Origin of the sequence: Clostridium thailandense (assembly GCF_019207025.1) — a bacterium.
Lineage (GTDB): Bacteria > Bacillota > Clostridia > Clostridiales > Clostridiaceae > Clostridium_AM > Clostridium_AM thailandense.
The window spans coordinates 1-19988 of sequence record NZ_JAEEGC010000090.1; the positions used below are offsets into that span (position 1 = coordinate 1).

At 30.0% G+C, this 19988-nt stretch carries 18 protein-coding genes and 1 other annotated feature; of the genes, 13 read left to right on the forward strand and 5 right to left on the reverse strand.

Features of this window, described 5'->3' with window-relative positions; genetic code table 11:
- Window positions 1–188: 188 nt before the first annotated feature.
- Window positions 189–437 (reverse strand): P-type ATPase actuator domain-containing protein, encoded by a 249-nt coding sequence (locus I6U48_RS30520; RefSeq protein ID WP_218321663.1) that lies wholly within the window; start codon window positions 435–437, stop codon window positions 189–191.
- Between the two features lie 271 nt (window positions 438–708).
- Here I6U48_RS30520 and I6U48_RS16930 point away from each other — a divergent pair, with 271 nt between their 5' ends.
- The 4 genes from I6U48_RS16930 (at window position 709) to I6U48_RS16945 (ending at window position 7682) form a co-directional block, all read left to right on the forward strand.
- On the forward strand, window positions 709–2544 hold the full coding sequence (locus tag I6U48_RS16930) for a HAMP domain-containing sensor histidine kinase (RefSeq protein ID WP_218321647.1): 1836 nt from the start codon (window positions 709–711) through the stop codon (window positions 2542–2544).
- Between the two features lie 30 nt (window positions 2545–2574).
- The gene (locus I6U48_RS30355) at window positions 2575–3150 is read left to right on the forward strand and encodes a response regulator (RefSeq protein ID WP_218321648.1); all 576 of its coding nucleotides are present in this window, start codon (window positions 2575–2577) and stop codon (window positions 3148–3150) included.
- Window positions 3151–3279: 129 nt separating this feature from the next.
- Window positions 3280–3498 (forward strand) — a binding site (T-box leader).
- A 156-nt stretch (window positions 3499–3654) separates the two neighbouring features.
- The gene (locus I6U48_RS16940) at window positions 3655–6306 is read left to right on the forward strand and encodes a valine--tRNA ligase (protein ID WP_218321649.1); all 2652 of its coding nucleotides are present in this window, start codon (window positions 3655–3657) and stop codon (window positions 6304–6306) included.
- A 38-nt stretch (window positions 6307–6344) separates the two neighbouring features.
- Window positions 6345–7682, forward strand: a complete 1338-nt coding sequence (locus tag I6U48_RS16945) for a bifunctional folylpolyglutamate synthase/dihydrofolate synthase (protein ID WP_218321650.1) — start codon at window positions 6345–6347, stop codon at window positions 7680–7682.
- Window positions 7683–7741: 59 nt separating this feature from the next.
- On the opposite strand, the gene I6U48_RS16950 is transcribed toward I6U48_RS16945, so the two are convergent.
- The gene (locus tag I6U48_RS16950; protein ID WP_218321651.1) at window positions 7742–7990 is read right to left on the reverse strand and encodes a TIGR03905 family TSCPD domain-containing protein; all 249 of its coding nucleotides are present in this window, start codon (window positions 7988–7990) and stop codon (window positions 7742–7744) included.
- Between the two features lie 189 nt (window positions 7991–8179).
- Between I6U48_RS16950 and I6U48_RS16955 the strand changes: the two genes are divergently transcribed.
- Window positions 8180–9067 carry a YncE family protein gene (locus I6U48_RS16955; protein ID WP_218321664.1) on the forward strand — a complete coding sequence of 296 codons (888 nt, stop codon included), beginning with the start codon at window positions 8180–8182 and terminating at the stop codon, window positions 9065–9067.
- A gap of 4 nt (window positions 9068–9071) precedes the next feature.
- Here I6U48_RS16955 and I6U48_RS16960 read toward each other — a convergent pair whose 3' ends face one another.
- Complete coding sequence (locus I6U48_RS16960; RefSeq protein WP_218321652.1) at window positions 9072–9596, reverse strand: DUF4364 family protein; 525 nt, start codon at window positions 9594–9596, stop codon at window positions 9072–9074.
- Between the two features lie 114 nt (window positions 9597–9710).
- Window positions 9711–9938 carry an alpha/beta-type small acid-soluble spore protein gene (locus I6U48_RS16965; protein WP_218321653.1) on the reverse strand — a complete coding sequence of 76 codons (228 nt, stop codon included), beginning with the start codon at window positions 9936–9938 and terminating at the stop codon, window positions 9711–9713.
- A gap of 266 nt (window positions 9939–10204) precedes the next feature.
- Between I6U48_RS16965 and pdaB the strand changes: the two genes are divergently transcribed.
- The 3 genes from pdaB to I6U48_RS16980 all read left to right on the forward strand — a co-directional run bounded on the left by pdaB (window position 10205) and on the right by I6U48_RS16980 (window position 12497).
- Window positions 10205–10963, forward strand: coding sequence for a polysaccharide deacetylase family sporulation protein PdaB (gene pdaB / locus I6U48_RS16970; RefSeq protein WP_218321654.1), 759 nt, complete (start codon window positions 10205–10207; stop codon window positions 10961–10963).
- A gap of 179 nt (window positions 10964–11142) precedes the next feature.
- On the forward strand, window positions 11143–11646 hold the full coding sequence (locus I6U48_RS16975; protein WP_218321655.1) for a hypothetical protein: 504 nt from the start codon (window positions 11143–11145) through the stop codon (window positions 11644–11646).
- Between the two features lie 98 nt (window positions 11647–11744).
- Window positions 11745–12497, forward strand: coding sequence for a single-stranded DNA-binding protein (locus I6U48_RS16980; protein ID WP_218321656.1), 753 nt, complete (start codon window positions 11745–11747; stop codon window positions 12495–12497).
- Between the two features lie 58 nt (window positions 12498–12555).
- Here I6U48_RS16980 and dapD read toward each other — a convergent pair whose 3' ends face one another.
- Window positions 12556–13266, reverse strand: coding sequence for a 2,3,4,5-tetrahydropyridine-2,6-dicarboxylate N-acetyltransferase (dapD, locus tag I6U48_RS16985; RefSeq protein ID WP_218321657.1), 711 nt, complete (start codon window positions 13264–13266; stop codon window positions 12556–12558).
- A gap of 181 nt (window positions 13267–13447) precedes the next feature.
- Here dapD and I6U48_RS16990 point away from each other — a divergent pair, with 181 nt between their 5' ends.
- The 5 genes from I6U48_RS16990 (at window position 13448) to glmS (ending at window position 19861) form a co-directional block, all read left to right on the forward strand.
- Window positions 13448–14431 carry a sulfide/dihydroorotate dehydrogenase-like FAD/NAD-binding protein gene (locus tag I6U48_RS16990; protein WP_218321658.1) on the forward strand — a complete coding sequence of 328 codons (984 nt, stop codon included), beginning with the start codon at window positions 13448–13450 and terminating at the stop codon, window positions 14429–14431.
- Between the two features lie 90 nt (window positions 14432–14521).
- Window positions 14522–15802: an FAD-dependent oxidoreductase gene (locus I6U48_RS16995; RefSeq protein ID WP_218321659.1), complete on the forward strand. Its 1281-nt coding sequence runs from the start codon at window positions 14522–14524 to the stop codon at window positions 15800–15802.
- A 190-nt stretch (window positions 15803–15992) separates the two neighbouring features.
- Complete coding sequence (locus I6U48_RS17000) at window positions 15993–17417, forward strand: sensor histidine kinase (RefSeq protein WP_218321660.1); 1425 nt, start codon at window positions 15993–15995, stop codon at window positions 17415–17417.
- A 177-nt stretch (window positions 17418–17594) separates the two neighbouring features.
- Window positions 17595–18755: a pyridoxal phosphate-dependent aminotransferase gene (locus I6U48_RS17005; protein ID WP_218321661.1), complete on the forward strand. Its 1161-nt coding sequence runs from the start codon at window positions 17595–17597 to the stop codon at window positions 18753–18755.
- 695 nt (window positions 18756–19450) lie between these two features.
- On the forward strand, window positions 19451–19861 hold the full coding sequence (gene glmS, locus I6U48_RS17010; protein ID WP_218321662.1) for a methylaspartate mutase subunit S: 411 nt from the start codon (window positions 19451–19453) through the stop codon (window positions 19859–19861).
- Window positions 19862–19988 lie beyond the last annotated feature (127 nt).

Consider the following 19988-nt stretch of genomic DNA (forward strand, 5'->3'; position numbering starts at 1 on the left):
TTTTAAAGTAAATATCTTGATTTATAGGAGGGTTTAACCAAAATAAATGCTCCGCATATTACAATATGTGTATTATTAGGTAAAAAAATCTATAGATTTTTTTACCTAAGCAATTTTTGCTAATCTTTTTTCACACCCTCCTATAGGTGCAACAGCCCCTTTTTTCCTCTCTAGAACTTATTTTTAATTTATATAGCAGTTTTTTCTAAAACAGAAGCTACTTTATCAAAATGAGATGCAGCAGGAGGAGTAGTAACTTTTATCTTAAGCCAGTTACTGACAATTCTTGTACCACGTATAATTGTATTGAACTCTTCGCAAGCTTCTTTAATAACAGGGACGGATTCACCAGTTCTTGCAGACTCGTCCGCTAAAGCTAGTACCTCAATTACTTTACCATCACATGGAACAATATCACCAACTTCAACAAAAATTATATTTCCTTAAAATAAGTACATATCAAACCACAAAATATAGATTTACCAGTGATAGAATAATTATATATCTTATTATTCTTTAGATGAAGTTTTGAAAATGATCTAAATTTTAATTTTCCTAGTTATTAAATATAGACTCACTTAATTATTGTGCAAACTCATAGATATATTTGCTGTTTTCTCAATTTAATGCTGGTTTTAATAAATTGACGTTAGTTAACTATAACCTTATACTGATGAGTAAATATAAAGTGTAGTAGTGGAGGAGTATATGATAAAAACGCTTAAAGGTAAAATTTCAGTAGTATATATATGCCTTGTTTTGATGATTGCCATAGTAGGTTTTACTTCAGCCTTTAACCTTCATGCATTGAGTAGGTCAATAGATGGATTAATGGTCAACAATTATAAAAGCATAAATGCAGCTAATAATATGATTGAAGCCATTGACGGACAGAATGTGGCAATATTGAACTATCTTAATAATAATGATCAGAAACAAATTAATTTATTTTATAAAAATAGCGATGAATTTTATAAATGGTATAATATTGAGGCTAATAATATAACGGAATTAGGGGAAAGAGACTATGTTAGTAAGATCAATAATGATTATGCTAGATATGTAATGTCGTTTTCAGATGTGCAAGATATAAGAAACAAGCAGGGAACAGATAAAGCTACTAATTTTTATGATGATAAGATTACCAATTTATATAATAATTTAAAAAGTGACTTAAAGGGTTTAGCAGCTATAAATGAAAAAGCAATGTTTGGTGGTAAAGATAAAGTAACTAAGGACTCTATAGCAATAATGTATATAATCTTAGGTTTATCTTCAGTTGCAGTAATAGGTGGGTATCTTATATCGACGTTTTTTATAAATAAATTTTTAAAACCAATCTATATACTTACAGAAAGTATAAAATCGGTTAGAGAAGGAGAACTACACAAAGAAATAGATGTAGACTCTAGTGATGAGATAGGGCTATTAGCTCATGAATTTAATAATATGACAAAGAGGCTTCAGCAATTTGAATATAGTAGTAAGGGTAAGTTATTGACAGAAAAAAACAAGTCTATAGCTATTGTAAAAAGTATATCTGACCCCTTAATTGTGTTAGATACAAATTATAAGTTTACTTTATTAAACGATGCATGTGAAGATATTTTTGGTATAAAGGAAACCGATGTTCTACATAAACATTTTTTAGAAGGTATAAGAAATGGAGAATTATATGAATATATATCTAGTATTTATAAAGAAGACAATGAAAAAAAATCAGAAAAGATAATGAATATAGAAGTAAATGAAAAAGACTATTACTTTAACATTATTTCCACAGCTATAAAAGATAGAGATTTGGAGTCATACGGAATAGTTGTTTTATTTCAGAATATTACTAAATTAAAACAGCTTGAGAAAATAAAAACTGATTTTATGGGAACTATATCCCATGAGTTAAAAACACCTTTAACGTCAATAATGATGGGAGTAAGTTTGATTACAGATAAAAAAATAGGGGATTTAAATGAAAAGCAGAAAAACATTGTGGATGCGATAAGAGAGGATGGAGAAAGACTTGCAAGTCTTATAAGTGAACTACTTCAGCTTTCTAAAATTGAATCAGATAAAGCTATATTTAATATGAAGCAATGTTCCATTATTGGAGTAATTGAAAATTGCGTGAAAAGATTTAATGATCAAGCTATATCCAAGGAAGTAAATTTATATTATGAAGGAAGTGAATGGCTACCTCAAGTAACAATCGATCCAGAAAAAGTATCATGGGCTTTAAATAACTTGGTGTCAAATGCATTAAAATATATAAATGCTGGAGATGAAATTTCTATAAAGGTTAAGGCAAAAAATAATGAAATGTATGTTTCGGTTGAAGATACAGGAGTAGGAATTCCTAATGAGTACCAGAAGATAATATTTGATAAGTTTGTTCAAGTAAAAGGTGGAGATTTGGAGATGAGGAGTAGTGGTATAGGTTTGGCTATTACAAAAGAAATTATTGAAGCTCATGGTGGAGATATATGGTGTGAGAGCAAATTAGATGTAGGTAGCAAATTTACATTTACTCTTCCAATATCTAACTGAAAATAAATTTTATAATATGGAGGAATTAAAGTGAAAAAAGCATTAGTTGTGGATGATACAAAAAATATTAGAAATCTACTAACAACCTGTCTTCAGATAAATGATTATGAAGTTATTACGGCTACAAATGGTCAGGAATCAATTGAACTACTAAGGAATGAAAGCTTTGATTTGGTATTTCTAGATATTAAGATGCCTGAAATAAGTGGAACTTCAGTTTTGAAAAAAATGCGAGAAATGGGAATTGATACTCCTGTAATAATAATGACTGCCTTTGCAACAGTTAAAAATGCCATAGAATGTACGAAATTAGGTGCTGTTGCTTATTTGCAGAAACCTTTTACTGCAGAAAAAGTTAAGGCCGTATTAAATGAAATTTTTAATCATTATGACAATATCAATGGCTTGGAAGAATTGATAAAGAATGGTAGAGTGTTAATTGAAAAAGGAAAGAATGAAGAGGCTTATGATATTTTAAAAAAGGCATTAGCTATGAATCCTTCATGCTCAGATACATACTACCTAATAGGAAAAGTTTGTGAAAAAATGGGGGATATAAAGCAGGCTGAAAAATTTTATGAAACAGCAAAGTGTTTTAAAAATTAAATTAAAAGGTATTACGTGACATAGTGAATATATAGATTATTTTTGGCAAGAATACTAACAACTTAGATAAAATACTTGACAGCTAAATAATTAACGATATAATAATATTTAAAGTTACATATAGTTATTCTAATGGCTGTGAAAAAGAGGAGTAAGAGTAATGTAAGTATTAAAGAGAGGAAAGTTTATTAGCTGCAAGACTTTCTATATGGATTACTTTGAAGGTAGCTTTGGAGCTTCTTTGCTGAATTAATAGTAAGTAAAGACGGTTTTCTTAACCGTTATTTGTATTAAGAGCCTGTAAATTTTGCAGGAAAAAAGGTGGTAACGCGGGTCTTCGTCCTTTTATGGGATGAAGGCTCTTTTTATTTTTTTATGGGATATAGTAAAAATATTTAACAATCTAAGGAGGTTAAAGTCTTAAACGGACTTTAACGGATAATTTGTGAGCGGAAGCGAACGGGTTAAATTACCCCGTGTTTCCGACTAAAAGGAGGAATTAAGATGTCAGAAAAAAAGGAAATGGCAACTACGTACAGTCCAAAAGAATTTGAAAAAAGAATTTATAAAAATTGGGAGGAAAAAGGATATTTTACGCCAGAGGTAGATGAAAATAAAACTCCATATACAATAGTATTACCTCCACCAAATATCACAGGGAAACTTCATTTAGGCCACGCATTGGATGATACTATTCAAGATATCATTATAAGAACTAAGAGAATGCAAGGATATAGTACACTATGGCTTCCAGGTCAGGACCATGCAAGTATAGCTACAGAGGTTAAAGTTGAAAATGAACTTTTAAAAAAAGGTCTTAAGAAAAAAGAAATGGGTAGAGAAGCATTCTTAGAGAAGGTTTGGGAATGGTCCGATGAATATAGAGGCAGAATAATGGATCAAGTAAAACAACTTGGTTGTTCTGTGGATTCTACAAGAGAATGTTTCACTATGGAAGAAAAAGCAAATAGAGCAGTTAGAGAATTTTTTGTTAGATTATATAATGATGGTTTAATATATCAAGGAAACAGAATAATAAACTGGTGCCCAAAATGTCAAACAGCTATATCGGATGCAGAAATTGAGTACAACGAACAAGAAGGCCATTTTTGGCATATCAAATATCCAGTAGTAGGAAGCAATGAATATTTAGAAATAGCAACTACAAGACCAGAAACAATGCTCGGAGATACTGCAGTGGCAGTTAATCCTAAAGACGAAAGATATGCTCATTTGGTAGGAAAAACTTTAATGCTCCCACTTGTTAATAGAGAAATTCCAATAATAGCAGATGAATATGTTGATTTAGAGTTTGGTACAGGTGCAGTTAAAATAACTCCTGCTCACGATCCTAATGATTATGCAGTAGGTAAGAGACATGATCTTCCTGAAATCATTATTATGCACGAAGATGGAAGAATAAACTTCCCAGGAAGCAGATATGATGGATTAGATAGATATGAAGCCAGAAAGCTTATAGTTGAAGATTTAGAGAAGGAAGGCTTCTTGGTTAAAATAAAAGATCATGCTCATAATGTAGGAACACATGATAGATGTAGTACTACTATAGAGCCTATGATTTCAAAACAGTGGTTTGTAAAGATGGAATCTTTAGCAGAACCAGCCTTGGAAGTTGTAAGAACTAAGAAAATTAAATTTATACCTGAAAGATTTGATAAGACATATTTTAATTGGATGGAAAACATTCAAGACTGGTGTATTTCAAGGCAATTATGGTGGGGACATAGAATTCCTGTTTGGTATTGTCAAGATTGTGGTGAAGTTATCGTAAGCGTAGATGAACCAACAAAATGTACTAAATGTAGTTCAGAAAAGTTAAAGCAGGATAAAGATGTACTTGATACATGGTTTAGCTCAGCATTATGGCCTTTTTCAACTCTTGGATGGCCAGAGAAAACACCAGATTTCAAATATTTCTATCCCAATAGTACATTAGTTACTGGATACGATATAATATTCTTCTGGGTAGCAAGAATGATATTCTCAGGACTTTACTGTGCAAGTGATATACCATTTGAAAATGTATTAATTCATGGAATAGTAAGAGATTCAAATGGAAGAAAGATGTCTAAATCCTTAGGAAACGGTGTAGATCCTATCGATGTAATAGAACAATATGGAGCAGATGCATTAAGATTTACACTTATAACAGGAAACGCTCCTGGAAATGATATAAGATATTATCCAGAAAGAGTTGAAGCTGCTAGAAACTTTGCAAACAAAATATGGAATGCATCAAGATTTGTTCTTATGAATATTGATGAAGATACAATTAACAAATATCAAGATTGCAAGAATTATAGTGCTGCAGACAAGTGGATTTTATCAAGGATGAATAATCTAGTAAAAGAAGTTACAGATAATATAGAAAAATTCGAATTAGGTATAGCATCACAAAAGGTTTATGATTTCATATGGGGTGAATTCTGTGACTGGTACATAGAACTTGTAAAACCTGTAATGTATGGTGAAGATGAAGAAGCTAAAGGTGTTGCTTTCAATGTTTTAAATAAAGTTTTATCAACAAGTTTACAATTATTACATCCAATAATGCCATTTATAACAGAAGAAATATATACTCATCTTTACACTAATTATGAATCAATAACTATATCAAAGTGGCCTGAATATGATGAAGCTCTTAATGATGAAAAAGCTGAAAAGGATATGGAATATGTAATTGAAGCTATAAAATCTTTAAGAAATGTTAGAACTGAAATGAATGTTCCACCATCAAGAAAGGCTAAAGTAATGGCATATGTGACTGAAGGTGCAGCTATGGATGCATTTAAAAAAGGTGAAACTTATTTCCAAAAGCTTGCATCAGCTAGTGAGGTTGAATTCCTAAGCAGCAAAGAAGATGCACCAGAAAATGTAGTTTCTGTAGTTACGAGAGGTGCGGAGATGTTTATGCCGTTACTTGATTTAGTAGATTTAGAAAAAGAACTTGAGAGATTGAATAAGGAAAAAGAAAAACTAGAAAAAGAAATAGATAGAGTTGAAAAGAAACTTTCAAATGAAAAATTCGTATCTAAGGCTCCTAAAGAAGTTGTTGATGAGGAAAAGACAAAAGGTGAAAAATACAAGGAAATGCTTAAATCAGTTATCGAAAGACTAGAAAGCTTAAATAAATAACTTAAATATATAAAATTATAGTATGGGGATGTGACAGTATGAACTATCAAGAAACTATGGATTATATAAATAACACTGCCAAGTTTGGCATAAACTTGGGATTAGGTAAGACCGAAAAAATATTAGAGCTTTTAGGTAACCCACATAAAGGTCTAAAATGCATACATCTTGCAGGTACCAACGGAAAAGGTTCAACTACAGCTATGATAACTAAAATACTTATGAATGCTGGTTACAAGGTTGGAATGTATACATCACCTTATCTTGAGGTTTTTGAGGAAAGAATTCAAATAAACGGAGAAAATATTTCTAAAAAAGACCTGAGTGAAGTTGTTACAGAAGTATTAGAAGCAATTAAAAAAGTCATAGAATTAGGATATGAACAACCAACGGAGTTTGAGATTATTACTTGTGCAATGTTCTATTATTTTTATAAGAATAATGTAGATTTTGCAGTAATCGAAGTAGGATTAGGTGGAAAACTAGATTCTACAAATGTAATTGAGGCGTTTTCTAGTACTAGTGGCGGAGGGGTATTGGCAAGTGTAATTGCATCTATAAGCTATGATCATATGCATATTTTAGGAGATACTTTAGAAAAAATTGCTTATGAGAAGGCTGGAATAATAAAAGATGGAGTACCAGTAATTATGTATCCTCAGCAAAAGGAAGCAGAAGAAGTTATAGAAAAAGTTTGTGAAGAAAAAGGTTGTAAGTTAATAAAGGTTCCCAATAATTGTGTAGAGTACCTAGAAAGTAATAATAAGATAGATAAATATAGCATTACATATAATCAAAACATTAGATTGAGGACTAATGATAATGTTTATGATATAGAATTAGCTTTATTAGGCACACATCAGTTATTAAATTGTGCTACTGCAGTTTTTGTTGTAGAAGAGCTTACTAAGCGAAATATAAATATCAAAAAAGATGATATTTTAAATGGATTAAAGCAGGTAAAATGGATTGGAAGACTTGAAATAATGAAGAATAAGCCTCTTGTTGTAATAGATGGAGCACATAATATAGACGGAATCACAAAGTTAAGAGAAAATGTTGAACTATACTTTAAATATAATAAAATGGTACTAATACTTGGAATACTAGCTGATAAAGAAGTAGATAAAATGGTAAAAACAATTGCTCCCTTAGCAGAAAGAATTATAGCAGTAACTCCTAATAGTGATAGAGCTGAAACCGCAGAAGAACTTAAAAATATAATTAAAGAACATGATGTAAGATGTGAAGCTGTGGAGAATTATAAAGATGCATACAAACTAGCTCTTTCTTATTGTGAAGAGGATGATCTTCTTCTAATTTCTGGATCACTGTATATGATAGGTGATATGAGAAAAATAATAAAAGATTTTTAGAAATATTAAAAGATGCCTTAACTTAATATCAAGGCATCTTTTAATATTTTACGTATTTTTTACTTTTTAAGTAAGACTCCTTTAAGGGCTTTTGCAAATTGATCTGGACAAGAAGTAGCTTTACCATCGCAGGATATACCTTCTAATTTTTTTATGGCCTCTTCTGGTTCTAATCCTTCTAAAAGTTTAGCTAGTCCTTGAAGGTTACCATTGCATCCCCCAATAAAACAAACATTAGTAATCTTGTTGTCCACTATATCAAAGTTTATTTCGCTAGAGCAAACACCACTAGTTTTATAATTGTACATAATATCACCTACCTTGAATATTACAATAAATTAAGATTAACAAAAACATTATATAATAAAATAGCAGTTGTACTCAATAGATAATTTTTATTTGCAGAATATCTTTATGGTTTAAATGAAAATTTTTCTAAATTTAATATTACCTATTTTGGCAGATATTCATATTATATTTGTAAGGGGGTGATAATGTTGGGGCATTTATATGTATGCAATACGTCTTCAGATTATATTTCTAAAATCAATATAATCAATTTTGAAGAAGACACTAGAATAAAATTGAAATCAAATAATACAAACGATAGAGTAGGTCCACATGGAATATGTGCATATAAAGATAAATTAATAGTAGCTAATAACTATAGTCACAGCATATCGGTTATAAATTTGATAAAGGAGGTGGAGGAAAGTAGCCATTATATAGGTGTTCATTGTAATGATGTAGTTGTTTTTGAAAATAATGCATATATAATATGTGGTGATCTTAATAGTTTAATAGTATTTGATCTTATAGAAAATAAAATATTGGAAGAAATTCCTTGTGGGAGCTTACCGCATAGTATATGCTTAAATAAAGAAAAGAAACTGTTAGTAGTATCCAACATGTATGATGATAGTATAACGCTAATTGATTGTAGGAATAACGGAAGTACGAAAAATATAAGAGTTGGTGCTTATCCGACTAAGGCTGTAATTACCGTAGATGGACAACATGCTCTTATATGTGAAAGTAATATTGGTTCAGATTTCAGAGGCAGCATTGCTATACTATCATTAAAAAATTACAAGGTCATTAATAGAATAACAGTAGGAAATGCACCTATTGATATGTATTGTGATGAGAAAAGTTGTCTTGTATCCAATTTTGGAGATGGCACTGTAAGTTGTATAGATGTAAACAATTATAAAGAGTATAAAAAAATAATAGTAGGAGGTATGCCCAGGGGAATAATAAAATCTAGTGGGAATATATACGTAGGGGATAACTATAACAATAGACTAATTGTATTAAACATTAAAGAAGGAGATAAGAGATATATACCTATAGGAGGAGAGCCTACAGGTATGATTTTAGTATGATACACTATTCAGATATTAATAAATTTATAATCCTACTATACAATTCTGAAGAATTATTTTTCCATCTGTGGCATAAATCCTTAGCGTGTTGATTAGAACCTACAGTAATTTTTATGTCTATAAGTATAGAATCATTCTCTAATGCTTTTAGATTGACTATAAAGTTATTATTTTCAATTGTATAATTAGCAGTTACCGTAACTTCCTTTTTTATGATTTCCATCTGTCCTTTTAAATAGTTATCAATTGTATCTATTTTTTTATTCGATATTCTATTTCCAAATAAAGATAACACTTTAGTTCCTTTTTCGGTAATCATAAATCTATGGGTACCTAGTTCATCTATTTGCTTTACAAAATTAGAAGATATAAGCTCTTCTAAATATTGCTGAAGCGTGAAGTAGTTAATAAAGTTATTTTCTAAAATAATTTGTGTTATGTTGTTATTTGAAATAGGAAGTTTTATTTTATTAAATATGTAAAGCAGTAAAAGTTTATTTTCTGCTAGCTCTACAGTATCTTCAAACATTATCTATCCTCCTGACAAATTATTAGTTACACAATAATTATATTTTATATTATAACATAAAATGTATGAAAGTGAAAAAAGCACTGAAATTATTCAGTGCTTTTTTTTCTAAATTTATTTACCACTAACTAGGTTTTGTTCAGCCATTGATACAAGCCTTCTTACCATTTCGCCACCAACTTTTCCGCAATTTTTTGCAGAAACTTCACCCCAGTAGTCCTCGGAACCTTGATGTACTCCCAAGCTTAGTTCTTCGGCTATTTCATATTTCATATTATCTAATATAGAATGAGATTCTGGTACTAACTGAGTTCTTCCGCTTCCTGATTGACCTAGTGCCATATAAATTCCTCCTTTGATTATGTATAGTAATAATAGTTTGTACTTGGCTCAAAAGTTTATTCTAGCGAGTTCTAGGAAGGACAGGGTAACTTAACCACAGAAAGAGAAAGTTACCTCAAGTAACAAAGTATATCTCTGGATTTTTAAATAAGACTTATCTATATATTAAAAAATATTAATAAGAAATTTATTAATATTTGGTAATATTTATTAATATAAAATACTATATAAATTTATGAGAACAATTATATTTTGGAGGAGAAACTTTGAATTTTAGATTGCAAAAGAAAGTTTTATTACTACTATTTTTACTTTTTATAGCTATAATTACATCTATTTTTATTAATTATAATGATAATGGAGTGTTCATGCGAGTAAATCGCAATCTCCCAATTTACTGTATTGATACAAAAGATAAAAAGATAGCTATAAGTTTTGATGTAAGTTGGGGGGAAGACAACATAGAAAAAATATTGGACATACTAGATAAGTATAATATTAAGGCGACATTTTTTTTAGTAGGAGGATGGGTTGATGAAAATCCAGATAAAGTAAAAGAGATTTATAAAAGGGGACATGAAATTGGGAATCACTCAAATAGGCACCCAGATATGACGAAGATATCGAAAGAAAGAATTATACAAGAAATAGATATTAATGATGCTAAAATAAGACAACTTACAGGTGAGGGAACTAAACTTTTTAGATTTCCTGAAGGTGCATATAATGATTCAGCAGTACAAATAGCATCAGGAACAGGTCATTATTGCATTCAATGGGATGTAGATAGTATAGACTGGAAAGAAGAGGGAGCAGATATAGAGTATAACAGAATTATAAAAAATACTAAACCAGGTTCTATTCTGCTATTTCATAACACTGCAAAATATACTCCAGGAAACTTACCAAAAATTATAGAGAATTTACAACGAAATGGATATAAATTTATGAAGATAGGAGACTTAATCTATAAGACAGACTACAAAATAGATTACTCAGGCAAACAAATATCCAATTTAAATTAGGTAAATTATATTTTATTTAGTTTAATGTAAGAATTATTGAAACTTGGTGTAAATATGTATTATAATGGAAATATAATATAAACTAAAGAAAAGATATTACATAAAAACTAATTAAGTAGTATAAAAAACTATCTCTTGTTTAAAATAATTTTAATTAATTATTTTGAGGAGGTAGGAAAATGAAAACAATATCCATTATAGGCGGCAATAAAGGTTTTAATTCCTATTTACAAAAAATTCTTAACATATCAGAGATTGATTGTAAATATTTTACTAAGTACGCTGTAAAGAAAGAACAATGTTATGATTATGTAATATTTAACTCTAACAGTAATATAAAAGATATATTGTTAAATGGAAGCTATTGCTTTGTTAATATGGATTTGGTAAACAATAGTAAAAACGTAAATGTATACGGAAATATAATAACCTATGGGCTAGGCAGTAAAAACACTGTTACTGTTTCAAGTATGAAGGACAATAATAGTTTTGTATATTGCCTTCAAAGAGATTTAAATTATAATGCTTTTGGTAAGCTTGAACCAGCAGAAATCCCAATTAATATAAGTTTTAGCGGAGAAGATGAGATATATGCAGCAATTGTTGCTATAACTATAAGTTTAATAGAAGGAAAAAACTTGAGTACTTTGATTAGAAGAAAAAAACTCACGGTTTTAACTTAAATAAATCATGTAAAAATTTAGTAAGTATATTTTTAGTATTATTTGAATAATTATATGATGATGAAACAATTTAAAAACTAAGGGAAAGAGGGGTTATGATGGACAATTTAATGCTAAATAATAAGATTTATCTTGAGGGGGAAGTAATTTCTGGATTAGAGTTTAGTCACGAAATGTATGGTGAAGGTTTTTATACATTTCATGTTGAAGTTCCAAGATTGAGTGATGCAAAGGATACTTTGTTTATTACGATATCAGAAAGACTAATAAGTGATATGGATATTAGGATTGGATGTCAAGTTATTGTTGAGGGTCAGCTAAGATCTTATAATAAGTTTGTAGATGGCTTTAATAGGTTGATTTTAACAGTATTCGCAAGGAATATTGCTATATGTGAAGAGAAAAGTAAGAATCCAAACCAAATATTTCTTGACGGATTTATTTGTAAAGAACCAGTTTATAGGACAACTCCTTTCGGTAGAGAAATATCGGATATGCTTCTTGCGGTAAATAGGTCTTATAACAAATCAGACTACATACCAACTATTGCATGGGGAAGAAATTCCAGATTTTGCAAAAGTCTAAAAGTTGGTGATAACATAAGAATTTGGGGAAGATTACAAAGTAGAGAATATCAAAAGAAGGTTTCTGAAGAAGACATTATAAAGAAGACTGCCTATGAAGTTTCTATATCAAAGATGGAGAAAGTAAATAAGGATGAAAATGGAAATGAAATTGAAAGCACTATAGAAAATAATTGCAATATAGAAAATAATTGCAATATAGAACTAGAAAATAAACACGAAGAAGAAAATTTAGAAGAAAATCTAAAAGGGAAGCAGATTTCATAAAGAGCATACAGTGAATAGTAAGTCCACTATTCACTGTATATTTATGAAAAAACATAAATTATTTTCTTAAATCATCAAGTAGTTTAGTCTTGTCTTTTGTTTTTTCATCAACATGTTTTATTATTTTAGCTGGAGTACCTGCAACAACTACACCTTCAGGAACATCTTCAGTTACGACAGAACCTGCGGCAACAACAGAACCCTTACCAATTTTAACTCCCTCTAATATAACAGCATTAGCTCCTATTAAAACGTCGTCGCCTATCTCACATGGTGATTTGCTTGGTGGTTCTAAGACACCAGCAACTACAGCTCCAGCACCAAGGTGAACTCTTTTGCCAAGAATACCTCTAGCACCTACAACGGAATTCATATCTACCATAGTTCCTTCGCCAATTTCAGCTCCAATATTTACAACAGCGCCCATCATTATAACAGCATTTTTTCCTATTGTAACTTTATCTCTTATAATAGCACCTGGCTCAATTCTTGCTTCTATGTTTCTAACGTCAACAAGAGGTATAGCAGAATTTCTTCTATCATATTCTACTCTGAATTTTTTGATCTGTTCTTTATTATTCTCTAGAAATTCAGACATTTCTTCAGACTCACCAAAAAGTACATAGAAATCTGAGCCATTATAACTCTCTATGTTTCCCAAATTACAATTTGAGATATTTCCCTGAAGATACACCTTAACAGGAGTTGATTTTTTAGCTTCTTTTATGTATCTAGCAATTTCATATGGGTCAGTTAAATTATAGTTCATGTGTAGAACCTCCTCAGTTAAGTATTTAATTAATATTAACATTGTAATAAGTATAATTATAATAAATATATTTCATGAATTAAAGGGGTAAAGCATATTTAATTAACAAAATACAAGTTTCAGTAACAAAATGCAAGTGAAAAAAATAATCTAATAGTATAGTCTTATAGGAGGTAATTTAATGGGTTATGAAATAAGAGACTGTATTGATGCTGGAAGTATATATTGTCCTTGCCATTTGGCAGAGACTGGCGATTGTATATTATGTTCACATCTTTCTGGAAAAACTTTTTGTGATTGTGTTAACTGGAAAGGAGTGTGCATGTACCAAGAGTATATATTGAATAATAATAAAGCTAAAAAAGTGAGAGAAGAATATCTTTGTAAAATAATGAAAAAGGAAGCAATTGAAGATAAGCTGTTTGTTTACACAATAAATGCTCCTCACAATTTAGTCCATGATCTAGTTAATCCAGGAAGCGTAATATTCATAAGAAATCCTGAATCATCAGTGTACTATGATGCTCCTATTTCCATTATGGAAGCTGATACAAAAGAAAATACATTAAAAGTGGCTATTGAATTAAAAGGGATAAAAACGAAGAGTATTTGTAAACTTGAAGAGGATGAAAAGATTCTCATAAGAGGTCCATTTTGGAATGGAGTCTTAGGGTTAAAAAATGTCTATAAAGCAAAAGAGGGAGTTTCTGTTGTGGTAGCAAGAGGAATAGGTATTGCTCCATTAATACCTGTATTAAGGAAATTATATGAGAATGGCAATAAAGTAATGGCTATATTAGATATAACTCCTTTTAAAGAGAATTTTGGAAAGAAATATTTTGATATGTGCAATGCTGAAGTGTTCAATTGCAAAATGCTAGAATCAGGTGAATTGACAGAGGAATTTAAAAATATAATAGGGCAAATATTGAAAGTTGAGAATGTGAATTTAGTTCATTGTGATGGTCCGGATATATTGATTTACAAACTATTAAATTATCTTGATGATTCTATTGAAGTGGCTTGTTGTAATAATTCTAAAATGTGTTGTGGAGAAGGAATATGTGGTACTTGTAGTACTAGATATAAAGGCCATGTTGTAAAGAAACTTTGTAAAGTACAAATAGATCCTAAATATGTATTTAAAGAAAGAAGACTGATATAGTGAATACTTATAAGATTAATATTTAAGGTTAGACAGGATAAATTTGATTACTAAGGTCTTTGTGTAAAAGAGTATTAAGGAGGATTATTTATGAAGGTAATTATAATCGGTGCCGGCTGGGCTGGTTGTGCTGCTGCAATAACAGCGAAAAAAGCAGGAGCTGAAGAGGTTGTACTTTATGAAAAAACTGATATGATTTTAGGTCTTGGAAACGTAGGCGGCATAATGAGAAATAACGGTAGATATACTGCTGCTGAAGAACTTCTGGCTCTTGGAGCTGGGGATCTAATTAATATAACAGATAGCAATACACGGCATGCAGATATAGATTTCCCTGGACACAAACATGCATGGCTCTATGATGTAAACAAAATTGAACCTATAGTTAAAAAATACTTATTAGATCTAGGAATAGAGTTAAAAATGCTATGCAGAGTAGTTGACGTGAAGAAATATATTGAGAAAGTAGTAGGAATATATTTGTCAGATGGAACTTATGATGAAGGAGATGTATTTATTGAAACTACAGGATCAACAGGGCCTATGGGTAATTGTTTAAGGTATGGTAATGGATGTTCTATGTGTGTATTAAGATGTCCATCTTTTGGACCTAGAGTTAGTATAAGTATGAGAGCAGGTGTAGATGACCTTCAAGGGGAAAGAGAAGATGATATATACGGAGCAATGAGTGGATCATGTAAGCTTTGTAAGGATAGTTTAGATGAGGATTTGGTTAAGGAATTAGATGAAAAAGGAGTAGTTGTTCTAAAAGTACCTCCAGAAGATGTAAATATGGAGAAATTAAAAGCAAAAGTATGTCAGCAGTATGCTTTGAAAGAATTTGCCGAAAACGTGGTTTTACTTGATACAGGACATGTAAAGTTGATGACGTCTTATTATCCTTTGGAGAAGTTAAGAAAAATAAAAGGACTAGAAAGTGCAAAGTATATCGATCCTTATGCAGGAGGAAAAGGAAATTCTATTAGATACCTTTCAGTAGCTCCGAGAACTGATGATATGAAAGTAAAAGAAATTGCGAATTTATTCTGTGGAGGAGAGAAAGGCGGTCTTTTTGTAGGGCATACAGAAGCTATATGTACAGGAAGCTTGGCAGGGCATAATGCAGTAAGATATGTATTAGGAAAGCCATTATTGATCCTACCTAAGACGACAGCGATTGGAGATATTATAGCTTATGCTAACTATAAAATGATGACTAAGAGTGGAAGAAGAAATAGATATACATTTGCGGGGGCAGAATATTTTAAGAGAATGCAAGAGATTGGACTATATTCTATAGATAAAGAGGAGATAAGAAATAGGATAAAAGAATTAAGTTTATTAGATATTATGAATCAGAAAATTGTTTGAATATAATAAAGATAGGAATTGGAACGGAAGGTTTTGATTCCTATCTTTATTGGATATAATTGGCACATTATTGAAGATATTAATATATTGTAGAATATTTTAATAATAATGGATATTTTTAGAAGGAAGATGAGCTAATTTGTAGAATAGATTATAAAAACGTGACGAAAACAATGGGGGAATTAAAGTTATGAACACGAGTGATAATAGTTATATTGATGTAGATTCACTTGAACTAAAGGATGTTATAGATATAAATGTGCTGCAAAGCTTTCAAGATAACTTTGCAAGAAGTATGGATATTGCTAGCGTAACTGTGGATGTCAATGGAAATCCAGTAACTGAACCAAGTTCATATACAGACTTTTGTATGGACTTTACACATAATACTAAAATAGGTGATAGTAGGTGTGCTGAGTCGCATAAAAGAGGGGGAGAAGAGGCAGCAAGATCTGGCAAACCATATATATATAGGTGCCATGCAGGATTAATTGACTTTGCAGCACCAATACTGGTGAATGGGAAGCAAATAGGAACCATTCTGGGTGGCCAAATTTTAACTTCAGTCCCTTTAGAATCGGATTTTAGGAAAACTGCTAGAGAAATAGGAGTTCATGAAGAGGGATACATTAAAGCGCTAAAAAAAGTTAAAATTACTTCAGAGAAAAATGTTGAGGCTGCAGCAGAAGTTTTATTTATAGTTGCAAATGCATTTTCAAAAATAGGCTATGAGGAACTAAAGCTTAAAAGAATTTCAAAAGACTTAGAAGGTGAGGTATTAAAGAAAAATTTATTAATAGAGGAGTCTAATAAATATAACAATTTAAAAACTCAACTTTTTTCAACTGTATCACATGAATTAAAGACACCAATTAATATCATTTATAGTTCTTTGCAGTTACTAGATAGTTTCAATAATGGTGATTCGTTTATACTTATGAGTGATACGTTCTCAAAGTATTCAAATATAATGAAACAAAATTGTTATAGATTGATTAGGTTGATTAATAATCTAATAGATATGAATAAAATAGAAGTAGGATTTTTTAGTTTAAATCTAAGAAACAATGATATTGTCAAAGTTATTGAGGATATTGCTTTGTCTGTAGTTGAATATGCGAATTTAAAAAATATTAATCTTATTTTTGATACAGAAATAGAAGAAAAAGTAATTGCTTTTGATTCAGAAAAGTTTGAAAGAATCATATTGAATTTATTATCAAATTCAATAAAGTTTACGAAGTCTGGAGGAAATATATATGTAAATATATATGATGAAAATGAGAATGTACTAATTTCGGTGAAAGACACTGGAATTGGCATCCCAGAAGATATGCTTGAGAAAATCTTCGATACTTTTACACAAGTAGATGCTTCATTTAGAAGAAATGCTGAAGGCAGCGGTATTGGATTATCTCTTGTAAAGTCTCTTGTAGAATTACATGGGGGTACAATTACAGCACAAAGCAAATTGGGAAATGGAAGCGAATTTATAATTAAGCTACCTATGAAACTTATAGAAGATAAAGTTGATACTCATAAGAATGAGAGTAACAGTGTAAATAATAATGTGGAAAAAACTAAAATTGAGTTTTCTGATATATATTTCACTTAATAGAATTAATAAAGAAGTATTAGGCAAAATAAAAAATAAGAGATTGGAAAAGGTGTTTTGCCCGAGTTAATGAATTTAAATAGTAGATAAGTAATTTGAAAAATAATATAATTAGATTACAGTATTATCGGTAAATTATACTAAATATTAATAAATTACTAGAAGGAGTATATAGCGATGAGAGAAAATATTAAAGACATAGTTTCAAAAAATGTGCAAAATATAGAGATTTCGGGTATTAGAAAATTTTTTAATAAGGTAGCAAAGTACCCTGGTGCTATTTCGTTAACTTTGGGACAGCCTGATTTTAATGTACCTGAAAAAGTTAAAAAAGCAATGATTGATGCAATAAGTGAAAATAAAACTACATATACCTCAAATGCAGGTATTGTGGAATTAAGAAAAGAAATATCTAAGTATTTAAAGACTCAAGACATAAACTATGATGAAGATGAAATATGTATTACTGTAGGTGGCAGTGAAGGGTTAATGGATGTTTTTACAGCATTAATAAATCCTCTAGATAAGATTCTTATACCAACACCTGCTTACCCAGCTTATGAAAGTTGTGTAAAGCTACTAGGAGGGGAAATTGTAAACTATAAGTTAAATGAGGATTTTTCTATTAATTTTGAGGAATTAGAAAATTTAATAAGCAGGGAAAATCCGAAGAGTATGATAGTATCTTATCCATCAAATCCTACTGGAGCAATTTTGTCTAAAGAAGATGCTGATAAACTTCATGAAATAATTAAGAAAAATGAAATTACGGTAATAAGCGATGAAATGTATAGTTCATTATGTTTTAAAGATACATATTTTTCTATAGCCCAGTTTGAAGATATAAAAGATAGGGTAATAGCTGTTGGTGGATTCTCAAAGATGTTTTCTATGACAGGACTCAGAATAGGCTATGTATGTGCGGTAGAGGAATTTATGAATTCTATAATGAAGGTTCATCAGTACAATGTATCCTGTGCACCCTCTATTGTCCAATATGGAGCATATGAGGGACTAAAAAGCTGCATGGAAGATGTTGAGTATATGAGAAATGAATTTATTAAAAGAAGGGATTATCTATATGGTAGATTAATAAAAATTGGCTTTGAGGCTAATATTCCAATGGGGGCTTTTTATATGTTCCCTTCCATAAGAAAGTTTAATATGAAAAGTGAAGAATTTTGCGAAAGATTGTTAAAAGAGGCAGGAGTCGCAGTAGTACCTGGCGATGCTTTTGGACCTGGGGGAGAAGGTTATATGAGAATTTCTTATGCTTATAGTATGGAACAATTAAAAGAAGCATCAGATAGAATTGAAAGCTTTATAAGAAGTTTATAATTCCATGTTAGACTGTATATGTATTAAAATATTAACTTTCTAAAGAATTAAATATAATAGAATGAATGCAGTTTTTGTATTATAAAGGAGTTGTATGATACAAAAACTGCATTTTTTATAGTTCCAATTTTAAAATTGGAACTATCTATTTGTAAATGTTTCAGAAATTTACAGTAAATTCAAAATCTAATTCTATTTTATTATGATTTATAAAAGTAAAAAAATGAGAATATAAGTAAAATGAAATATGCAATTTTATGCATTCAATTATTCAGGAGGGATTTATATATATATGAAATTATATGCAGATGTTCAAAAATATCTATATAACTATAATTATAATTATGTAATTGTATCAAATATAAAAATATAGTTTTTTGTAATTAATTGTAGATTTATATGTAAGTTATAAGAAAATGGCATGAATATTTAAAAAAAATAATGTATAAAAATACATAAAATAGAACAAATATTCTGAAAAATGATTTTTCTGAAAAAGTATTTGAAGTGAATTTTTTCTTGTGTTATTATTAAAAAAAGAGCAATGGATTGGTCTATTAATCCATTATTTCGATATATAAAATGCATTTTAGTACATATTAGGATAACGATTTTTATATAGCTAAAAACGCAACTTGATTAAAGCTGTATAATAAAATTTAAATATTAAAAGTAAATTTTAGGAGGTCTCATTAATGAAAACTTTAGTAATAGGTGTAATTGGATCAGATTGTCATGCAGTAGGTAATAAAATACTGGCACATTCATTTACACAAGCAGGATTTAATGTAGTAAATGTAGGAGTTCTTTCTCAACAAGAAGATTTTATAAATGCTGCTATAGAAACTAATGCTGATGCGATAATAGTTTCATCATTATATGGACATGGAGAAATAGACTGCAGAGGTTTAAGAGAAAAATGTGATGAAGCAGGACTAAAAGGAATATTAATGTATGCTGGTGGAAACTTGGTTATTGGAAAACAAAAATGGGAAGATGTTCATCAAAAGTTTAAAGAAATGGGATTTGACAGAGTGTATGCACCAGGAACATCACCAGAAGTGGATATAAGGGATTTAAAGGTTGACTTGAAAATTGAAGATTAGACAAGCCTGTTTTGAAAACGGTATTATAGTTTATTTTAGAATATAAGATAAAGATTGGTAGAGGAATCTACAGATAAGATTATAAGAAAATAATTAGTTGTAAGGAATTAGGAGGTAATCGGATTGG

Excerpts from the sequence above, each read along its gene's own strand:
- I6U48_RS16975 (WP_218321655.1), top strand. The coding sequence starts at position 11,143 with ATGAAAACAATATCCATTATAGGCGGCAATAAAGGTTTTAATTCCTAT.
- I6U48_RS16995 (WP_218321659.1), top strand. The coding sequence starts at position 14,522 with ATGAAGGTAATTATAATCGGTGCCGGCTGGGCTGGTTGTGCTGCTGCA.
- I6U48_RS16990 (WP_218321658.1), top strand. The coding sequence starts at position 13,448 with ATGGGTTATGAAATAAGAGACTGTATTGATGCTGGAAGTATATATTGT.
- I6U48_RS16930 (WP_218321647.1), top strand. The coding sequence starts at position 709 with ATGATAAAAACGCTTAAAGGTAAAATTTCAGTAGTATATATATGCCTT.
- I6U48_RS16945 (WP_218321650.1), top strand. The coding sequence starts at position 6,345 with ATGAACTATCAAGAAACTATGGATTATATAAATAACACTGCCAAGTTT.
- glmS (WP_218321662.1), top strand. The coding sequence starts at position 19,451 with ATGAAAACTTTAGTAATAGGTGTAATTGGATCAGATTGTCATGCAGTA.
- I6U48_RS16965 (WP_218321653.1), bottom strand. The coding sequence starts at position 9,938 with ATGGCACTAGGTCAATCAGGAAGCGGAAGAACTCAGTTAGTACCAGAA.
- dapD (WP_218321657.1), bottom strand. The coding sequence starts at position 13,266 with ATGAACTATAATTTAACTGACCCATATGAAATTGCTAGATACATAAAA.
- I6U48_RS17005 (WP_218321661.1), top strand. The coding sequence starts at position 17,595 with ATGAGAGAAAATATTAAAGACATAGTTTCAAAAAATGTGCAAAATATA.
- I6U48_RS16980 (WP_218321656.1), top strand. The coding sequence starts at position 11,745 with ATGGACAATTTAATGCTAAATAATAAGATTTATCTTGAGGGGGAAGTA.
- I6U48_RS16940 (WP_218321649.1), top strand. The coding sequence starts at position 3,655 with ATGTCAGAAAAAAAGGAAATGGCAACTACGTACAGTCCAAAAGAATTT.
- I6U48_RS16960 (WP_218321652.1), bottom strand. The coding sequence starts at position 9,596 with ATGTTTGAAGATACTGTAGAGCTAGCAGAAAATAAACTTTTACTGCTT.
- I6U48_RS16950 (WP_218321651.1), bottom strand. The coding sequence starts at position 7,990 with ATGTACAATTATAAAACTAGTGGTGTTTGCTCTAGCGAAATAAACTTT.
- I6U48_RS17000 (WP_218321660.1), top strand. The coding sequence starts at position 15,993 with ATGAACACGAGTGATAATAGTTATATTGATGTAGATTCACTTGAACTA.